We start from the raw sequence: 18,618 nt of genomic DNA, 5'->3' as shown, positions 1-18,618 counted from the left end.
CCCAGATTAGAAAAATGTATCCGATAGTGATAATGATTTGTATTAATTTTATCGAATTATAGTGGGGCTTTGGGAAACTGCAGAGATGGGCTGACCTCGGTATGTCAGATGAGTGGTTTTTACGAGCGAGAGCCGGGTTTCAGTTCGCGGCGCAAGATTTTCCCGACGGCGCTGCGCGGCAACTCATCGCGGAATTCGACGTGGCGAGGGACCTTGTAGCCGGTCAGGTGCTGGCGGCAGTGAGCGATCAGGGTGGCGGCATCCAGTGAAGGGTCGCGGCGGATGACGAACAGTTTGACCGCTTCGCCCGAGCGCTCGTCGGGTACGCCGATGGCGGCGACCTCGCGTACGCCGGGGTGCAGGGCGGCGGCGTCTTCGACTTCGTTGGGATAGACGTTAAAGCCTGATACCAGGATCAGATCTTTCTTACGATCGACCAGATAGACGTAGCCGCGTTCATCGACATAGCCCATGTCTCCTGTGCGCAGAAAACCATCGGGATGAAAGACCAGGGCAGTTTCGGCGGGTTGTTTCCAGTAGCCCGACATGACTTGCGGGCCGCGTACGCAGAGTTCGCCGGTTTCGCCTGGCGGCAGTTCACGGCCGTCATCGTCGCGGATGGATATCTCGGTAGAGGGGACCGGCAGGCCGATGGAGCCGGTAAAGGTGCTGACATCCAGGGGATTCAAGGTGACCGCGGGCGAGGTCTCCGTGAGACCGTAGGCTTGGCATAGCGAGACGCCGGTCACCTCGCGCCAGCGTTGGGCTACTGCGCGTTGGATGGCCATGCCGCCGCCGAGTGTGATGCGCAGCCGGGAAAAATCCAGCTTGGCAAAGTCGGGATGATTCAGCAATGCGCAAAACAGGGTATTGACGCCGGTGAGCGCACTAAAGGGTGTTTTGCGCAGGGCCTTGATGAAGGCAGGCAGATCGCGTGGGTCGGGAATCAGCAGGTTGCGTGCGCCCAGTTTGATGAAGGTCAGGCAATTGGCTGTGAGGGCGAACACGTGATAAAGCGGCAGGGCAGTGACGATGCATTCCTCGCCCTCGCGCAGATGTCCGCGTATCCACGCATGGGCCTGACACAGATTGGCCAGCATGTTGCCGTGGCTGAGCACGGCGGCCTTGGCGACACCGGTGGTGCCGCCCGTGTATTGCAGAAACGCAGGGTCGGCGCGCGTCAGAGTGGGTGGGCGCAGCGACAGGCCACGCCCGGCAGCCAGTGCGGTACGCAGGCGCACGGTGCCGGGCAGTGACCATGCCGGAACTTTGCGTTTGATGTGGCGCACGGCCAGATCGACCACGCGGCCTTTGATGGGGCCCAGCAATTCGCCTATGGAGGTGACGACGATGTGGCGCAGGGCGGTATGCGGCAATGCCTTTTGCAGGGTATGGGCAAAGTTCTCGGCGATGATGATGGCCTGCGCGCCGGCATCGCCCAATTGGTGTGCCAGCTCATGGGCGGTATAGAGCGGATTGCAGTTCACGACGACGCAGCCTGCACGCAATGCCCCGAACAGGCAGATGGGATATTGCAGCAGATTGGGCAGCATCAGCGCGACACGGTCGCCTTGGCGCAGACCGCGTGATTGCAGCCATGCGGCAAAATCGCGCGACAGACGATCGAACTCGGCGTAGGTGATCGTGGTGCCAAGACTCGTGTACGCAGGGTTGCCGGCAAAACGCCGACAACTATCGTCGAGTATCGTCAGCAGCGATTCGTAGGGCGCAGTGTCAATGTCGGCAGGGACGCCGGGCGGGTAATGATCGAGCCAGATGCGTTCCATATGTCGAGTCGATGCGAGCTACAGTGCCTCGAATATACCGGCTGCACCCATACCGGTGCCAACACACATCGTGACCATGCCGTATTTGCCGCCGGTGCGCCGCAGGCCGTGCACGACGGTGGCGGTGCGGATCGCACCTGTCGCGCCCAAGGGGTGGCCCAACGCAATCGCGCCGCCCAGCGGATTGACCTTGGTTGGGTCCAACTGCAGGTCGCGCATGACGGCCAATGATTGCGCGGCGAACGCCTCGTTGAGTTCGATCCAGTCCAGATCCTGTTGTGCGATGCCGGTTTGTGCGAGGGCTTTGGGAATGGCCATTTTGGGGCCGATGCCCATGATTTCGGGGGGAACTCCCGCGACCGAGAAACCCACCACGCGCGCCAGAGGAGCGAGATTGAGTTCACGCAGAATACGCTCGGACACGAGCACGACGGCGGCGGCGCCATCGGACATCTGCGAGCTGTTGCCTGCGGTCACGGAGCCGCGCGCGGCAAACACGGGACGCAGTTTGGCGAGCGCCTCGGCGTTGGTGTCTGGGCGTGGGCCTTCGTCGTGTTCCGCCAGTTTCTCAACCGTACGTACGGTCCCTGCCTCGCCGGGCAGGTGCGTGACGGTCTGATAGGGCGTGATCTCGTCGTCGAAGTGTCCTGCGGCGATCGCGGCGCAGGCTTTTTGATGAGAGGCCAAGGCAAAGGCATCCTGGTCCTCGCGCGAGATCTTCCATTGGGCGGCGACTTTTTCTCCAGTCAGGCCCATGCCGTAGGCCATGCCCAGGTTTTCATCGTGCGCAAAAATCTCGGGATTGATGGCGACTTTATTTCCCATGATTTGCGGCATGGCGCTCATCGATTCGGTGCCGGCGGCAATCATGACGTCGGCCATGCCCAACCGGATTCGCGCGGCAGCATCGGCAACGGCCTGTAAGCCAGAGGCGCAAAAACGATTGACCGTAACGCCCGGTACATTGTCCGGCAGACCGGCGAGCAGCAGGCTCATGCGGGCGACGTTCATACCTTGTTCGGCTTCGGGCATGGCGCAGCCCGCGATGACGTCTTCGACGCGGGCGGGATCTAAAGCAGGGACCTGGGCCAGCGCGGCGCGCAGGGCGGCCGCCAGCATATCGTCGGGGCGGGTCGTAGCATAAAGGCCATTGCGCTTGCCCACGGGCAGGCGGGTGGCGGCGACGATATAGGCGTCTTGAATTTGTTTGCTCATCGGGAATCCTTGTCGGGTGTCAGTTGCGCAGCGGCTTGCCGGTTTCCAGTGTGTGCTGGATACGTGCTTGCGTTTCCTTGGTACGCAACAAGGCCACGAATTCGCGGCGTTCGACGGCCAGCAGCCAGTCTTCGTTCACGCGTGTGCCGGCTTCGACTTCGCCGCCGCACAGGGCGACAGCGGCACTGCGGGCAACCTGGTAATCATGGGCGCTGATCATGCCCCCTTCGCGCATGTTGACCAGCACCATTTCAAAGTTCGCGATACCGGTGCGGCCAGCAACGGGAATGTTGGTCACGGGCAGGGGCGGGGTGTGGCCGGCATCAGCGGCGGCGCGTGCTTGCTTGATCGCGACCCACAGCAATTCGTCGGGATGAANCACGACCTGGTCGTGCGCTTGCGCATAGCCCATGTCGATGGCCTGCAGTGCGCTCTTTGAGACTTGTGCGGTGGCAATGTTCTGGAATACCGGCTGCAGATACGGAAACACCTCGGCGGGCGTTGCCGTCATCGCGGCCAATGCAGCGGCGCGTGCGGCGAGGGCTTTACTGCCGCCTCCTGCCGGCACCAGGCCCACACCGGCCTCTACCAGGCCGATATAGCTTTCCAACGCCAGGACCCGATGGCTGCAATGCATGAGAAATTCGCAGCCGCCTCCCAGCGCCATTCCCTGTACCGCCGCGACGGTCGGCACACGTGCATAACGCAACGATAGCGAGGCGCGCTGGAATTTTTCTACGGTAGCCTCCAACATGTCGAATTGACCGGCGACGCATGCCTGCACGACTTGCGACAGATTCGCGCCCACGGCAAACGGAGCATCATGCCAGACGACCAACGCCTCCAATTGCTGTTCGCTATGCGCCACCGCATGCAGCACGCCGTCGAGGACTTCGTCACCGATGGCGTGCATTTTCGAGGTGAATGACAGGATGCCGACGCCTGGGTCCAATTCGGGCAGATGCCATAGACGCACCCCTGCGTTTTCCCAAAGCGTGGTGCCTCGTGTGACGGAGGCTTCGCCAACCAGACGCTCGGGGAACAACTGGCGTGCATAGACGGGCAGCGCGGAGCGGGGTTGTTGTTTGCCGTCGCGCGCGGAATAGGAGCCCTGCGCGTTGTGTACACCTTCGCGGCCGTTTTCTTGTACCCAGTCCGGTAGAGGAGCCGTGCTCATCGCCGCACCGGCGGCGATATCAGCTGCGATGGCATCGGCAATGCCGCGCCAACCGGCCGCTTGCCAGGTGTCAAAGGGCCCTTGCGCCCAGCCGAATCCCCAACGCATTGCCAGATCGAGATCACGAGCGTTATCGGCGATATGTTCGAGCTGGGTGGCGCTGTAGTGAAAAATGTCGCGGAACAGGCTCCACAGGAATTGCGCCTGAGGATGTTTGCTCGCGCGCAATGCTGCAAAGCGTTGCGCCGGATCGCGTTGTTTCAGGATCGCATCGACTTCGTCGGCAATGACACCCGCCGAGGGGCGATAGTCGCCCGCCGCGGGATCCAGTACCTGGATCTCTTTGCCGACTTTGCGATAGACGCCGATGCCGCTTTTCTGGCCCAACGCGCCGCGCTCGATGAGGGCATTGAGCCACGCAGGCAATTGAAAATGCGGATGCCAGGGATCCGATGGCAGCTTGTCGCGCATGGTGGCCACGACGTGGGCGAGCGTGTCCAGGCCCACGACGTCGGCGGTTCGATAGGTGGCACTCTTGGGGCGGCCGATCTTGGGGCCGGTCAAGGCATCGACCTCGTCAAAGCCCAGGCCGAGCCGTTCGGTGTGGTGCAGCGCGGCCAAAATCGAAAACACGCCGATGCGATTGGCGATGAAGTTGGGCGTATCCAGCGCGCGGATGACGCCTTTGCCCAACTGACTGGTCAACCAGCTTTCCAGATGATCGACGACCTCGCCTTGTGTGTGGCGGGTGGCGATGATTTCGACCAGACGCATGTAGCGCGGTGGATTGAAAAAATGCACGCCGCAGAATCGGGCGCGCAGATTTTCAGGCAGGGCGTCGGCCAATTCGCCGATAGACAAGCCGGATGTGTTCGAGGCCAGGATTGCGTCGGGAGAGACATGCGGGGCGATACGCTCGTACAGCGCCGTTTTCCAGTCCATGCGTTCCGCAATGGCTTCGATGACCAGATCGCAGTGAGGGAGCTGATCGAGGTGGTCATCGTAGTTCGCGGGCGTGATCAACGCGAGGCGCGACGGGCTCGCAAGCGGCGCGGGCTCGAGTTTTTTCAGGCCTGCCAGGGCTTTGTTCGCGATGGCATTGCGATCGCCGTCTTTGGCGGTCAGGTCGAACAAGGTAACGGGAACGCCGGCGTTGGCGAGATGGGCGGCGATTTGTGCGCCCATGACACCCGCTCCCAGTACGGCGGCGTGTTTGACAATGAACTTGCTGCTCAAAGCGGTCTCCTGTTTGGGCAGCGCCAGGCGCTGCCTGATAGCGAACGGGACAACATGATGACGATCAGAACCGGGTGGACACCTGGATCCCCAGGATGTTCCCTTTGCTGCGATAGTCGCCCGCGACGCGGCCCTTGGTCAGCGCATTGCCCGAGGTGGTATCGATGTCGGCATCACGCAGGTACAGATAGGTATAGCCGACGTCGATTTGCGTGTCTTTGCTCACTGCATACTGTACTCCGGTTGAGAACCACCAGCGATCCGTGTCGGGCAGCGACGTGGGGCGATCGCTCGGGTTGTGCACGGGGGACTGATCCCAGGCGACACCAAAGCGCCATTTCCATTTCGGTGCAAGCTGATAATTGGCGCCCAGCGCGACGCGCCAGGTGTCGCGGAAATCCAGCGGCAGCGTGTCGGTCGGTCCGCCGTCGTTTTTGATCTTCAGTTGGGGCAGGCTGCTCCAGCCGGTCCAGGAAATATCGGCCAGCAATTCCCACCGTTCATTCAATTGATGCACGGCGCTCAAGATCAACGAGTCGGGCAGGTCGACCCTGGTGCTGGCGTCGTAGGACAAGGATTGCCCTGGCGCAAAGCCGTCGATCTTGGTGTCGCCTTTGGCGTTGTGGCGAATCTTAGACCGGTAAGATAGCCCGATGCGGGTGTCCTCGGTGGGTTGCAGCATGAAGCCGATGTTCCAGCCCCAGGCATCGCCGTCCAGATTCAAATCGGCATCGCCAGGCAGAAAAGGGCCAGCAGGCGTCACTGGAACCACCACTTTCTTTTTGTATTGCGCGTCGATGTGTTGCCAGTTCACGCCGAAGCCCATCGAAAATTGGTCATTGACCTTGTAGGCAATCGACGGGTTGATGTTGATGGTCTTGATGTCGAATTTATTGGAGTGATACTGGCCGACCCAATCGTCGTTGTATTCGGTCATCAATCCAAACGGTGCACCGACGCCCAGGCCGACAAACCATTTTTCGTTCAGCTGCCACGAGAAATAGGCATTGGGCACGACCCCGAGGTTGCCCGCATCGCCGCCATTGCCTCCCATGGGTGCACCGCCGCCTAGCGCGGTGGGATTGCGGCTATTGCCGTTGTCGCGAAACTTGAAAGACGGTTGTATGGCGTTTACGCCGGCGGAAATATTGAAGCCGGGCAGATAGGTCATCCCGGCGGGATTGTAATAAATGGTGCTGGCGTTTTCCGCGATGGCGGCCGAGCCGGCGTAGGCGTTGCCGAGGCCGCTGGCATTTTGCTCCAACAACTGGAAGCCGGCGGCGTGTACGTTACTGGCACTGCCGATCGCCGTGATAGCAACGGACAAAGTAGCCAAGGCCAACGATTTTTTATGCATAGTGTGTCTCCTCTCGTCAGGCGTGAACATGGGTGTTGCATGGGCCTGTGCGTTGGCGTTTTTTATGTCGTACTTGTTTTATGCAGCTTGTTGTTCCGGTAGTGCAGCGGCCCGCCCGTGAACGGGGCAAAGCCTGTGCCAAAAATCACGCCCGCATCAGCCAGGTCGGCGTCGGCGACGACGCGTTGATCGACCTGCTGTTGCGTGCGTTCGATAAGGGGGGCGATTAATTGTTCTGCCAGGCCCGCGGGCGAGGTCCCTGGTTCACGCTTGCGGGCTTTGCCGTCGTGCCAGGTGTAAAAACCCTGGCCGCTTTTACGGCCCAGATCCCCGCGGGCGATGCGATCGGCGAGGCAGCGCGGCGGCTCGGCCTGTTGTGTGAGTTGCTGGCCGGCCGCCAGGGCAATATCCAGGCCCACCGTGTCGGCTAATTCCAGCGGTCCCATGGGCATGCCAAAGTCTGTCATGGCGCGATCGACGGTTTCAGGCGAAACGCCATCATCGACCTGTCGCATGGCGGCCAACATATATGGCGCCAGCACTGCATTGACCAGAAATCCAGGCGCATCGCTGACGGGCAGGGGCAGCTTGCCGAGCTGGCCGACAAATGCGCAGGCACGAGCTTGTATCCCTTGTTCGTCGGGGCCTGCCTGGACGACCTCAACCAATGGCATTTGCGCGACAGGATTGAAAAAGTGGACGCCGATCAGCCGATGCGGCTGGGTCAGCCCGGCACGCAAGGTGCCCAGCGACAGACTGGACGTGTTCGTGGCCAGGATCGCATCGGGTTTGAGGCGGGATTCGATCGCACGGTACAGGGCTTGTTTGGCCTCGATCTGTTCCGTGATGGCTTCGATCACCAGGTCGGCGCGAGCGACACCGTCGCCCGCAGGGTCCGGGATCAGGCGATCGGCGGCCGCTCGCGCAGCATAGGGATCTTTGAGTTTGCGTGCGTAGAGTGCCGCGGCTCGGCCGATAGCCGGCGCGATGCGTGCGGCGTCCTGGTCCTGCAGCGTGACGGTCATGCCTTTCAGTGCGCACCACGCCGCGATGTCGCCGCCCATGGTGCCGGCACCGACGACGTGTACGTGCTGTACAGGTGAAACCCCATCGCGCGCCTTGCCGCAGGATTTCAGGCGTTCTTGCAAACGGAAAACACGCAGCAGATTGCGCGCCGTATCAGAGGTCAGGATGCGGTCGATGACCTGTGGTGCGGCGAGGGCATTGCCGTCGTATTGCGACCATAGGGTGACGATGGCAGGGGCGGCAGGATAGTGGCCCAGAGGGTCTTTGGCGTTGACTTGCTTCAGGACGCGTTTGGCCACCAGCGATTTGAATGGCGCATGGTTCAACCACGCGGCGATGCCGCGCGCTCGACGAGCCGGTTTGCCGGACAGCACCTGGCGGCGCGCAGCCGTGTCCGATAGCCTCGGCGGCACGCGTGCGTCGACCAGGCCCAGCGTGGCGGCCTTGCGCGCATCGGCCGGGCGCCCCGTCAACATCATGTCCAGTGCGGCGACGGGGCCGATCAGTGCGGGCAACCGGCGCATGCCGCCCCAACCGGGAAAAATACCCAGCATGACTTCCGGCAGCGCGAGCGAGGTGCCCGGCACCTCCACTGCCAACCGATAGCGGCACGCGAGCGCCAGCTCCAGGCCGCCGCCCAGGCAATGCCCCTGGATCAAGGCAAGGGTGGGATAGGGCACGCTGGCCAAGCGGTTGAACAAATGCCAGCCTCGTTCCACCAGCGCGTGTGCTTGTTGCGGCGTGGCGAGCCCGGCGAATTCTTCCACGTCCGCGCCGGCGATAAAGCCTGCAGCTTTTCCTGAACGAATGATGAGGCCTGCAGGCGGGGTGGACTGCAAGGTGTCCAACACCTGGGCAAGCTCAGTCATGACCTCGGCTGACAAGGCGTTGACGGCGCTATCGGCGCGGTCAATCGTCAACCATGCCAAGCCATCGGCTTCGCGCTCCAGGCGCCAGTGCCGCCATTGCGATGGCGAGAGCTCTGTCGTGGACGTCATTGTGCAGCCTCCGTTTCCAGCAGCATGGCGCCGCCTTGTCCGCCACCGATGCAGATCGCTGCCATGCCGCGTTGCAAGCCACGTGCACGCAGCAGTTGCAGCAGATGCAGCACAATACGTGCGCCCGAGGCGCCGACGGGATGGCCGAGCGCAATGGCGCCGCCTTCGATGTTCAAGCGTGCCTGGTCCAGCACACCCCAGGGTTCAGTGCCAAGCTCCTCCCGGCAATAGACGGTATCGTTCCAGGCCGCGAGGCACGCCAGCACTTGCGCGGCAAAGGCCTCGTTGATTTCCCACAGGTCCAGGTCGTTCAGGCCCAGGTGATGCCGCTGCAGGATCGAGGTGGCCGCGTGTACCGGCCCCAGCCCCATTTGCGCAGGATCCAGGCCTGCCCATTGCGAATCGACGATACGTCCCAGCGGTTGCAGGTTCCAGCGTTTGACCGCGTCCTCGGAGGCCAATAGCAGCAATGCCGCGCCGTCGGTGACCTGCGAGCTATTGCCCGCAGTGATGTTGCCCCAGGGCTTGTCGAATACCGGACGCAGTTTGCCCAGCCGCTCGATGGTGGAATCATCCCGTACGCCGTCATCGATGGGATAGAGCGTGCCGCGGGCATCGATCAGCGGCGCGATCTCGTGAGCGGCGGCCGCTCTAGCTGCCAGGGCGCGTGTATGGCTGCGTGCTGCATACTCATCCATCGCGTGGCGGCTGATACCAAAGCGTGTGGCAAGGTTTTCTGCAGTCTGTCCCATGGATAGCCCCACCACGGGATCGGTGAGTCCTTTGACCAAGCCGATCACCGGGGCGATGCTGCGCCAGGGAAACCCGCGTAGTGCGGCGAAACGATTGCCCACGCCGCGTGCCGAGTTCCAGCGAGCGAGCCAGCGCGTCATCTCGTCGGAGACAAGCAAAGGCGCACGTGACAGCGCATCGACACCGCCGGCCAGGACCAGAGAGGAACGGCCGGTATGAATGTTTGCGATGGCGCTGTCGAGCGCCTGCATGCCGGAGGCGCAGTTGCGCATGACGGTCCAGCCGGGCACGCGATGGCCGCAGCCCAGCCGCAGTGCAATGACGCGGCCGATGTTGACCTCATCTGCCGACGGCGCTGCACAACCTACGATGACTTCGTCCAAGTCCTCAGGGGTGAAGGGTTGCCGCAGCAACAGCGCGCGTCCGGCCTGTACCGCCAGATCCGCGGCGGAAAACGGGCCCGGCGCGTTGCGCGCCTTCAGGAAAGGAGTGCGCGCACCGTCCACGACATAGATAGGGGCGTGTGGCATAAGGTTTTCCTTCGCGTATGTGTCCTAGGCGGCTTTACGTTGAGCGCCTGGCTGCATGGCGCCCGTCATACCGAAGTCGAACGGAAAATCGTCGACCCGGATGACTTGATCGCGCAACGTATCTCGGCGCTTGATGCATTCATAATCACGCTGGTCCAATCCACCCCGGGCGTGCGCTGCCTCGGCCAGATCGCGGACGTTGGCGCGCGGATCACCTGTCAGCGCGCCGGTTTTTTCATAGGCGCGCAGGCGCGCGTCGGCAGCCTCTGCATTCAGCGTGGCAACGAGGGCTTGTTCCAAGGCACCGACAGGCTCGTGCTCGGTGTCCGGCACATGGCAGTTGGCGGTCAATCGTTCTCGTGTGGTGCCAGGCTCAGTCAACAGGCGGGCAACATGTTGGCTTAACTCGTCGGATGGTGTGTGCTGCATGAGTCCCCAGGGAAACACCAGTCGGCGTAGCATCCAGCCTACCGAACGTTGTGGCAGGTTGTCCAGTACGCCGACAAATGCAGCCTGTAAACGTTGCAGCGCATCCTGCAGCGCCCAATGGGCCAGCGGCGCGTCTGCCGATTGCCGTCCCTCATCTTCGAATCGCTTGAGTACGGCAGAGGCCAAATACATCTGCGACAGGATATCGCCCAACCGTGCCGACAGGCGCTCGCGACGTTTGAGGCTGCCGCCCAGCAGCGCCATCGACACGTCGGCAAGCAGTGCAAAGCTGCAGGCGTAGCGCGTTAGCTGGCGGTAATAGCGGTGCATCTCAGGCGCTGCCGAGGCCGGCGCGTGTGCCAGGCGTGCTCCGGTCAAGGCGTGACCCATTGCGCGTAAACCGTTACCCATCACAAATCGGACGTGACGCCAGAATGCACGATCAAAGGCTTTCAAGCCCTCTCGGGTATCGCTGTTTCCCGCGGCCTGCATTTCTGTCAGGACATAGGGATGGCAACGGATCGCGCCTTGGCCAAAGATAATCAGGCTGCGTGTCAGGATGTTTGCGCCTTCTACGGTGATGCCTACAGGGACCTGCTGATAAGCCCGTCCCAGAAAATTGGAAGGCCCCAGGCAGATGCCTTTGCCACCGATCACGTCCATGCCATCGTTGACGACTTGGCGTGCGCGTTCTGTGATGTGGTATTTCACGATGGCGGAAACTACCGAGGGCTTTTCGCCGAGATCGATGGCGCCGGCAGTCATCACTCGCGCTGCATCCATCAAATAGGTATGCCCGCCAATACGCGCCAAGGCTTCTTCTACGCCCTCAAAGCGGCCGACCGGCGTACGGAATTGGCTGCGTACTCGCGCATAGGCGCCGACAGTGCGTGCTGTGAGCTGTGACATCCCCGTATTCGAGGCTGGCAACGAGATCGATCGGCCCGCGGCCAGGCATTCCATCAGCATCCGCCAGCCTTGGCCCGCTCTCGCAGGGCCGCCGATGATGAAATCCAGCGGCATGAATACATCGGTGCCACGCGTGGGGCCATTCATGAACATGGCATTCAACGGGAAATGACGCCGTCCCGTCTCGACGCCGGGATGATCGTGCGGAACGAGTGCGCAGGTGATGCCGACATCAGCGGGGCCGCCCAGCAATCCATCCGGGTCATAGAGCCGGAATGCCAATCCCAACAACGTGCATACCGGGGCGAGCGTGATATAGCGTTTGTCCCAGGTCACGCGCATGCCCAGCACTTCCTCGCCTTGCCACATGCCTTTGCAGACGATGCCGGAATCAGGAATCGCGGCGGCATCGGAGCCGGCCCAGGGGCTCGTCAGCGCGAATGCGGGGACTTCGTCGCCGCGCGCCAAGCGCGGCAGGTAGTGATTTTTCTGGGCTTCAGTCCCGTAATGCAGGAGTAATTCGGCCGGTCCCAGCGAGTTGGGCACCATGACCGATACGGCCAGCGCAGAAGAGCGCGTCGACAGTTTGGTGATGATCTGCGAATGCGCGTAGGCGGAAAAACCCAGGCCGCCGTATTCGCGCGGGATGATCATGCCCAGAAAGCCATTGTGCTTGAGATAGTCCCAGGTCTCGGCAGACAGGTCGTATTGTTTTTGCGTGACCTGCCAGTCATCCACCATGCGACAAGCGTGTTCGGCCTGATTGTCCAGAAATTGTTGTTCGTCCGCAGTCAACACCGGCTTGGGCAGATCGAGCAATCGCTGCCAATCGGGCCGTCCGCGAAACAGTTCGCCTTCCCACCAGACCGTGCCCGCCTCCAGCGCATCGCGTTCTGTGTCGGACATGGGCGGCAGGACTTTGCGGTACGCCTGAAACAAGGGGCGCGACAACAGTGTGCGCCGGATCGGTGGCACGGCCACTACGATGACGATCAGGGCTATCAAGATGCAGCCAATCGCAAATAGTCCATTCATCTCTGGTGTCTCCGTCATTGTTGTTATTGCCTGTGCCCGTTGCGAGTCTTGACCGCTGCATACGGGCGAATGTTCGGTTCGCGTTGTCAGGACGTGGCCGGTGACGCTGGCGGCAACGGCGCGCGCAAACCGCCCAATAAAAAGCTCATCAGCCGTTGTAAGGTGCGCTCGGGATCGTGCGTCGGATCGCTGTCTTCCAGGGACCAGCCCATGGCCAGCCTCAAGACGTCGGTGCCGACGATGGCGTACGAGGTGGCGCCCAGCATGAATTGAAAGCGCCAGATAATCTCGGTGCGAGGCACATCGGGCAGCGCTTTGAAAAAAGCGTTCTGATAGCGTTCCATGACACTGGCATATTCCTCGGCCACGATGGCGCGGATAAAGCCGGTGGGATCCGTCATGGTGCGTTCGAGCAGCGGCAGGAAATTCTTGCCTACGTGTTCGGGGCGCGATGCCAGCCGCAGCAGGGTGCCGAAGAACGCATCCACGATGTGCGAAGGCTTGAGCGGCCGTCCTTCTGCCTGACCCTCCAGCTCGTCCAGCAGGCGCAGACGTTCCTGGTTGAGCACGGCCAACCGGCGCTTCAGCACGGCCTGTACCAGTGATTCTTTGGAGCCGAAGTGGTAGTTCACGGCAGCCAGATTGACGCCAGCCTCGCTTGTGATCTGCCGCATCGAGGTGCCATCGTGCCCTTGCTGTGCAAAGAGCCGTTCTGCGGTGTCCAGGATGATGTCGCGAGTCGACTGCCCCAGGGACTGAGTGTCGTCAGGCCCGTTCGCCGTTGAACTTGACTCGGCCTGAGCAGACCCGGTGTTTCCTGCTGCGTCGGTACTCGGCTTGTTCATGATGAATTTCATTCAAACGTTCGTTTGAATGAAATATAAAGGTAGATAGGTTTCTAATCGAGTCAGCATTAACCCGTAGGCGCATCAAGGTGGGGCGATGCAGGGTTTTTGCCGCATGAACCGAAACGCATGCTCGCGCAATGTGGCGCCAAAACCCCATTGTGAGACGGGTCGCGAGAGGCAAAATCCGCGCTAGCGGTTACAGTTCATGAATATTGCGCTGCAGAATGCGCGGCGCAGGCTTTTCTCAGAGGTTTTCATGTTTGAATGCACGCCGGCTGTGGTAGCCGCAGGACTGTTGTCATGAACGATTCGTCTCAAGCTCACTGGAATCTGGACCATATCGTTTCCGGGCTGCGAGCGGCCCGTGTCGACTGGCGCGGCCCGCGCGGGCGCCTGCGCGAGGATTCGGGCGATCGCGAGTTCCCCTCGCAGGAAAGCCTGCGCACGATCATTCGGCAATTGTGCGGAGCGTTGTTTCCGATGCGGCTAGGCCCCATCGATCTGCGCGCCGAGGTCGAGGACTTTTACGTCGGGCATACCATCGGCGCGGCGTTGGACGCATTGTTGCATCAGGTCTGCCTGGAGCTGCACCACATGGGCCGCAACGCGGGCGAGGCGGAATCAGACGATACCTTGCATGCCCGCGCAGTGCAGATCGTACGGCAGTTTGGCGCCGCGTTACCGCAGGTGCGGCGCGCATTGGATCTGGACGTGACAGCAGCCTATCAAGGCGACCCCGCTGCACATAGCGTCGACGAGGTGCTGCTGTGCTATCCCGGTGTGTCCGCGATGATTCATCATCGCCTGGCCAGTGTGCTCTACAAGCTGGGCGTACCGATGCTGGCCCGCATTGTGGCCGAGATCGCGCATGCCGATACGGGGATCGATATCCATCCGGGCGCCACCATCGGCAAGAGCTTTTTTATCGACCACGGCACAGGCGTCGTGATCGGCGAGACGGCAATCATTGGCGACCGTGTACGGCTCTATCAGATGGTGACCTTGGGTGCGAAGCGTTTTCCGCCTGGCGAAAATGGCGAACTCAAAAAAGGCCTGCCGCGTCACCCGATTATCGAGGACGACGTGGTGATCTATTCCGGCGCGACGATCCTGGGGCGCGTGACGATCGGCCGCGGTTCGGTCATCGGCGGGAACGTCTGGCTCACGCGCAGCGTGCCGGCCGAGAGCAACGTGACGCAGGCCAGCCTGGTCAATAACATGCCTAATTGCGGGCTGGACAGCTTATAAGGCATCACCGCAACATGCCAGACTTCCATGCGCTGGGTGAGTTCATCGATGGGCACAGACACCTGTTTGTGCTGACGGGCGCAGGCTGCAGCACGGGTTCAGGTATTCCGGATTATCGCGATGCCGATGGCCAATGGAAACGCAGCCCGCCGATCGATTTTCAGGCCTTCATGGGCAGCGATGCCGCGCGGGCGCGTTATTGGGCGCGCAGCACCGTAGGATGGCGCCGTTTTGGCCATGTGCAGCCCAATGCAGCGCATCGCGCACTCGCATTGCTCGAAACGCGAGGCCACATACGCCTGTTGGTGACGCAGAACGTCGATGGTTTGCATCAGGCGGCCGGCAGCCGTAGTGTGCTCGATTTGCACGGCCGTCTGGACGAGGTGCGCTGCATGCGTTGCGATTGGAGGGGTCCACGCGCTGCCTGGCAAGCCGAGTTGAATGCTCGGAATCCGGATTGGGCCGAACTGGATGCCGCCGATGCGCCCGATGGCGATGCGGATCTGGAGGGTGTGGATTTCGCCAGTTTTACCGTGCCGGCCTGTCCTCGCTGTGGCGGTATCGTCAAACCCGATGTGGTGTTTTTCGGTGAAAGCATTCCGCCGGAACGCGGGGTGCAGGCACGTACTGCGCTAGAGCATGCGGATGCGGTGCTGGTGGTCGGATCGTCATTGATGGTGCACTCGGGCTATCGCTACGTGCGAGCCGCCTCTGAGGCCGGACTGCCGATCGCTGCGTTGAATCTGGGGCGCACACGGGCCGACGAGTTATTCACCTTGAAGGTGTCGGCCTCCTGTGCGGAAACCCTGGACGCGTTATATGGGCCTTTTTCCCCGTTGACGGGGGCTGCCGTGGGGGCTGATGCGGTGGGTCCTGATGCGGCTGACCCGGCTGCCTGACAGGTACCGGATGGCCGTGTGCAGCGATGGCGCTGATCAGTCCTGAACGAAATTTCTAAGTGCTTGGCCCCGTTGGATTTTTTGCCAAAGACCCCAGGCTGTCCATAGGGTTGTCCACAAAATCTGGGGATAAGTCTCCAGAGGGTAATGGCGGTATGTCTCCAGGGCCGGGCGATGGCTGCGTGCCGCAACGACGCGCGCCGTCTCTACATCGGAGGAAAATCCTCGCCCATCAACGCGCGACGCGTCGCATGCCAACTGCCGACATCCGGCGCATAAAGCAGACCACCCGTGCGATGCGTCGGTTTGTACGGGCTCGTATCAAAGTGCGCAGAGAATCCGCCAGCCTCACGATGCAATAACCAACCCGCCGCGTGATCCCAAGGATCGAGCTTGTTGTAGAGCATGACGTGGCAGTGCCCGCTGGCCGCCAGACGATATTCATGGGCGGCACAGCGTAGCGACGCAGTCGAGCCCAGCGTGCCCAGGTTTCCATTGACGGTGCTGCGCAGCGGCTCAGGCAGAAACCCCGTGGAAATCATGCCGTCCATGTCGTGAGGCGGCGCCGGCTGTGCCACTTTCAGTGGCGTCTGTGTGCCATCGGCCGCCTCGGACCAGGCGCCTTCGCCCCGTACCGCCATGGCCCAATCATGCGCGACCGGGTCGTATATGACGCCCGCCAATACGTCGCCGCGATGGCACACGGCCACCATCATGCCAAACAACGGCAGACCCGCCACGAAATTGCGTGTGCCGTCGATCGGATCGATCAAAAAAGCCAGGTCCGCATCGACCAGCATATTCAGCAAGGCAGGATTACGAGCCGAGGCTTCTTCGCCCACCATGATCGCGCCGGGATAGAGCTTGGCGAGCTTGGTAGTGATAAAGCGTTCCGCCGCCTCGTCGGCATCGGTGACCAGATCGCGCGGCGAGCTCTTGGTGTGCACGGCGTCGGCGGTGAGCCGGCGAAAACGCGGCATCACTTCGACCTGTGCGGCTTCGGCCAGGATAGCCGCAATGCGGCGGGTGTCTTCTCGGGTAAAGGTGCGAGTCATGCGAGGCTCTAGGGAACGGTGCACAAATCTAGCACGTTTGCAGGGCAGGGTGTTTACGCCGAGCAGATAGATTTCTTAGTCAGCTTAGATGGCTTTCTTACCGGGAACTTACGTTCATGCAACTGTCAGGAACTCGCTGGTTACATGCGCTGGCTAGACCTGTGATTGGCAGTTATCTGAACAACAAACGTGCGTTCCCGTGGGGGCGCTTACGACTTACTAGGTTGAACCGGAGACGACAGCATGACTTGGCAGCAGATCTATGACCCCTTTGGAAATATGTTTATTTCCACACTACTGGCAGCGTTACCCGTGGTGGTGATGCTGGCGGCGCTCGGGGTTTTTCATATCAAGGCGCACATCGCCGCGGGCATGGGGCTCATCACGGCCTTGCTCGTCGCGATCTTTGCCTACGGCATGCCGGCCGAGATGGCGGGGCGTGCGGCGGTGTTCGGGGGCTTTACCGGTCTGCTGCCCATCGGCTGGATTGTGCTCAACATTATTTTCCTGCACCAACTGACCGAGCAGAACGGCAGTTTCAAGGTCTTGCAGGACTCGCTCTCGGGCATTACTGAGGACCGCCGCATTCAATTGCTGCTGATTGCCTTTAGCTTTGGGGCCTTTTTTGAAGGGGCGGCAGGGTTCGGTACGCCGGTGGCCGTGACTGCAGCCATCTTGATCGGCTTGGGTTTTTCGCCGCTGGCGGCCTCGGGGCTGTCGTTGATCGCGAATACGGCGCCGGTGGCATTCGGCGCGCTGGGTACGCCCGTGATCACGCTGGCCAAGGTGCACGGCTACGATCTGGAGCAAGTCACTGCCATGATTGGGCGGCAATTGCCGTTCTTTTCCTTGTTGGTGCCGTTCTGGCTGATCTGGGCTTTTGCGGGGCGCAAGGGCATGTGGGAAATCTGGCCCGCGATTCTCGTGACCGGGGTTTCGTTCGCGGTGCCGCAGTTCCTGGTCTCGAACTTCATGGGCCCTGAGCTGGTGGACATCATCGCGGCGCTGGTATCGATGGCGACCCTGGTAGCATTCCTGCGCGTATGGCGGCCCAAAAACATCTGGACCTCGGCGTCGTTGCGAGGCAAAGACATCAGTGCTGCAGAAGCCAAACCTATGCAGGCGGTGGTGAGTCATAGCCGCGAGCAACTGATTGCCGCGTGGACGCCGTGGGTCATTCTGTCTGTTTTTGTTTTCCTGTGGGGCTTGCCTCCGGTAAAGGCCTGGCTCAATGGTCTCTTTGCACCGGCCTTTCCGATGCCCGGCCTGCATAACCTGATTTTCAAAGTTCCCCCGGTCGTGCCGGCGCCGCATGCCGAGACTGCGGTGTATTCGTTGAACCTGTTGTCCGCGACGGGGACGGCGATTTTGCTGGCGGCTGTGGTCAGCGCTTTCGTCATGAAATACAACCCGATCGCGATTGTGCGCACGTTCTTTAAAACGATATGGCTGGTGAAGTACTCGCTGCTGACCATTGTGCTGATGCTGGCGTTGGGCACGCTGACGCGTTATTCCGGCACCGACACCACTCTGGGTCTGGCCTTTGCCAATACGGGTGTGTTGTATCCCTTCTTCGGGACCTTGATGGGATGGTTGGGCGTCGCATTGACGGGGTCCGATACGGCGTCGAACGTGCTCTTTGGCGGTATGCAAAAAGTCGCCGCCGAGCAGTTGGGGTTGTCGGCTAACCTGATGGGCGCGGCCAACAGCTCGGGCGGGGTGATGGGCAAGATGATCGATGCCCAATCGATCGTGGTTGCGTCGACGGCTACACGTTGGTTCCATCACGAAGGCGATATCTTGCGCTATGTGTTTTTCCACTCGATTGCGTTGGCGTGCCTGGTCGGGTTGTATGTGACGTTGCAGGCCTACGTGTGGCCATTTTCGGCTATGGTGGTGCAATAAATGGTCGACTATTGAATAGTCTTGCTTCTCTCATGTCGTCAGGGTTTCGATGGTGTGAGGGGGGCGTGCTTATTGGACGTCGAGCCGAGGCAATCGGGCCGTGAGGGCTTCACAAAGCCGGTCCGGCCCGCGGGGGCCGGACACCGTGTTCGCTCGCTTCGTCCGGCCCCTACGGGCCTACCTTCAGCATCCGCTCCACTCGGCTTTGAGG

General features: G+C 61.3%; 12 protein-coding genes and 1 pseudogene. 3 read left to right on the top strand and 10 right to left on the bottom strand.

Going from position 1 to position 18,618, the window contains the following annotated elements; all coding sequences use genetic code 11:
* Positions 1–119: 119 nt before the first annotated feature.
* The 9 genes and pseudogenes from ACNA0J_RS25340 to ACNA0J_RS25300 form a co-directional block, all read right to left on the bottom strand.
* Complete coding sequence (locus ACNA0J_RS25340) at positions 120–1,787, bottom strand: AMP-binding protein (RefSeq protein WP_415821676.1); 1,668 nt, start codon at positions 1,785–1,787, stop codon at positions 120–122.
* An 18-nt stretch (positions 1,788–1,805) separates the two neighbouring features.
* On the bottom strand, positions 1,806–3,002 hold the full coding sequence (locus ACNA0J_RS25335; RefSeq protein ID WP_415821675.1) for an acetyl-CoA C-acyltransferase: 1,197 nt from the start codon (positions 3,000–3,002) through the stop codon (positions 1,806–1,808).
* Positions 3,003–3,021: 19 nt separating this feature from the next.
* Positions 3,022–3,380, bottom strand: a pseudogene (locus ACNA0J_RS25330) (3-hydroxyacyl-CoA dehydrogenase); the annotation flags it as partial.
* A gap of 1 nt (position 3,381) precedes the next feature.
* A partial coding sequence (locus ACNA0J_RS25325; RefSeq protein ID WP_415821674.1) for a 3-hydroxyacyl-CoA dehydrogenase/enoyl-CoA hydratase family protein occupies positions 3,382–5,415 on the bottom strand: 2,034 nt, incomplete at its 3' end.
* Between the two features lie 64 nt (positions 5,416–5,479).
* Complete coding sequence (locus ACNA0J_RS25320; RefSeq protein ID WP_415821673.1) at positions 5,480–6,772, bottom strand: OmpP1/FadL family transporter; 1,293 nt, start codon at positions 6,770–6,772, stop codon at positions 5,480–5,482.
* Positions 6,773–6,834: 62 nt separating this feature from the next.
* Positions 6,835–8,796 (bottom strand): 3-hydroxyacyl-CoA dehydrogenase NAD-binding domain-containing protein, encoded by a 1,962-nt coding sequence (locus ACNA0J_RS25315; protein ID WP_415821672.1) that lies wholly within the window; start codon positions 8,794–8,796, stop codon positions 6,835–6,837.
* Positions 8,793–10,079, bottom strand: a complete 1,287-nt coding sequence (locus ACNA0J_RS25310) for an acetyl-CoA C-acetyltransferase (RefSeq protein ID WP_415821671.1) — start codon at positions 10,077–10,079, stop codon at positions 8,793–8,795. The genes ACNA0J_RS25315 and ACNA0J_RS25310 overlap by 4 nt, the downstream gene beginning before the upstream one ends.
* A 24-nt stretch (positions 10,080–10,103) precedes the next feature.
* Positions 10,104–12,452 carry an acyl-CoA dehydrogenase gene (locus tag ACNA0J_RS25305; RefSeq protein WP_415821670.1) on the bottom strand — a complete coding sequence of 783 codons (2,349 nt, stop codon included), beginning with the start codon at positions 12,450–12,452 and terminating at the stop codon, positions 10,104–10,106.
* Positions 12,453–12,538: 86 nt separating this feature from the next.
* Positions 12,539–13,297, bottom strand: a complete 759-nt coding sequence (locus ACNA0J_RS25300; RefSeq protein ID WP_415821669.1) for a TetR/AcrR family transcriptional regulator — start codon at positions 13,295–13,297, stop codon at positions 12,539–12,541.
* Positions 13,298–13,600: 303 nt separating this feature from the next.
* On the opposite strand from ACNA0J_RS25300, the gene epsC reads away from it, so the two are divergent.
* Together epsC and ACNA0J_RS25290 are read left to right on the top strand one after the other, a co-directional pair.
* On the top strand, positions 13,601–14,548 hold the full coding sequence (epsC, locus tag ACNA0J_RS25295; RefSeq protein WP_415821668.1) for a serine O-acetyltransferase EpsC: 948 nt from the start codon (positions 13,601–13,603) through the stop codon (positions 14,546–14,548).
* A gap of 14 nt (positions 14,549–14,562) precedes the next feature.
* Positions 14,563–15,447, top strand: coding sequence for an NAD-dependent protein deacetylase (locus tag ACNA0J_RS25290; protein ID WP_415821667.1), 885 nt, complete (start codon positions 14,563–14,565; stop codon positions 15,445–15,447).
* Positions 15,448–15,653: 206 nt separating this feature from the next.
* On the opposite strand, the gene ACNA0J_RS25285 is transcribed toward ACNA0J_RS25290, so the two are convergent.
* The gene (locus tag ACNA0J_RS25285; RefSeq protein WP_415821666.1) at positions 15,654–16,502 is read right to left on the bottom strand and encodes an inositol monophosphatase family protein; all 849 of its coding nucleotides are present in this window, start codon (positions 16,500–16,502) and stop codon (positions 15,654–15,656) included.
* 243 nt (positions 16,503–16,745) lie between these two features.
* Here ACNA0J_RS25285 and ACNA0J_RS25280 point away from each other — a divergent pair, with 243 nt between their 5' ends.
* Positions 16,746–18,407: an L-lactate permease gene (locus ACNA0J_RS25280; protein ID WP_415821665.1), complete on the top strand. Its 1,662-nt coding sequence runs from the start codon at positions 16,746–16,748 to the stop codon at positions 18,405–18,407.
* Positions 18,408–18,618: the final 211 nt, after the last annotated feature.

The sequence above is a fragment of the Bordetella tumbae genome, assembly GCF_965139195.1.
Classification (GTDB): domain Bacteria; phylum Pseudomonadota; class Gammaproteobacteria; order Burkholderiales; family Burkholderiaceae_B; genus Bordetella_A; species Bordetella_A tumbae.
Note: the sequence above shows the minus strand (reverse complement) of the source record. Positions and strands in the feature narration are given on the sequence as shown.

Excerpts from the sequence above, each read along its gene's own strand:
- ACNA0J_RS25335 (WP_415821675.1), bottom strand. The coding sequence starts at position 3,002 with ATGAGCAAACAAATTCAAGACGCCTATATCGTCGCCGCCACCCGCCTG.
- ACNA0J_RS25280 (WP_415821665.1), top strand. The coding sequence starts at position 16,746 with ATGACTTGGCAGCAGATCTATGACCCCTTTGGAAATATGTTTATTTCC.
- ACNA0J_RS25300 (WP_415821669.1), bottom strand. The coding sequence starts at position 13,297 with ATGAACAAGCCGAGTACCGACGCAGCAGGAAACACCGGGTCTGCTCAG.
- ACNA0J_RS25290 (WP_415821667.1), top strand. The coding sequence starts at position 14,563 with ATGCCAGACTTCCATGCGCTGGGTGAGTTCATCGATGGGCACAGACAC.
- ACNA0J_RS25340 (WP_415821676.1), bottom strand. The coding sequence starts at position 1,787 with ATGGAACGCATCTGGCTCGATCATTACCCGCCCGGCGTCCCTGCCGAC.
- ACNA0J_RS25310 (WP_415821671.1), bottom strand. The coding sequence starts at position 10,079 with ATGCCACACGCCCCTATCTATGTCGTGGACGGTGCGCGCACTCCTTTC.
- ACNA0J_RS25305 (WP_415821670.1), bottom strand. The coding sequence starts at position 12,452 with ATGAATGGACTATTTGCGATTGGCTGCATCTTGATAGCCCTGATCGTC.
- ACNA0J_RS25320 (WP_415821673.1), bottom strand. The coding sequence starts at position 6,772 with ATGCATAAAAAATCGTTGGCCTTGGCTACTTTGTCCGTTGCTATCACG.
- epsC (WP_415821668.1), top strand. The coding sequence starts at position 13,601 with ATGAACGATTCGTCTCAAGCTCACTGGAATCTGGACCATATCGTTTCC.
- ACNA0J_RS25315 (WP_415821672.1), bottom strand. The coding sequence starts at position 8,796 with ATGACGTCCACGACAGAGCTCTCGCCATCGCAATGGCGGCACTGGCGC.
- ACNA0J_RS25285 (WP_415821666.1), bottom strand. The coding sequence starts at position 16,502 with ATGACTCGCACCTTTACCCGAGAAGACACCCGCCGCATTGCGGCTATC.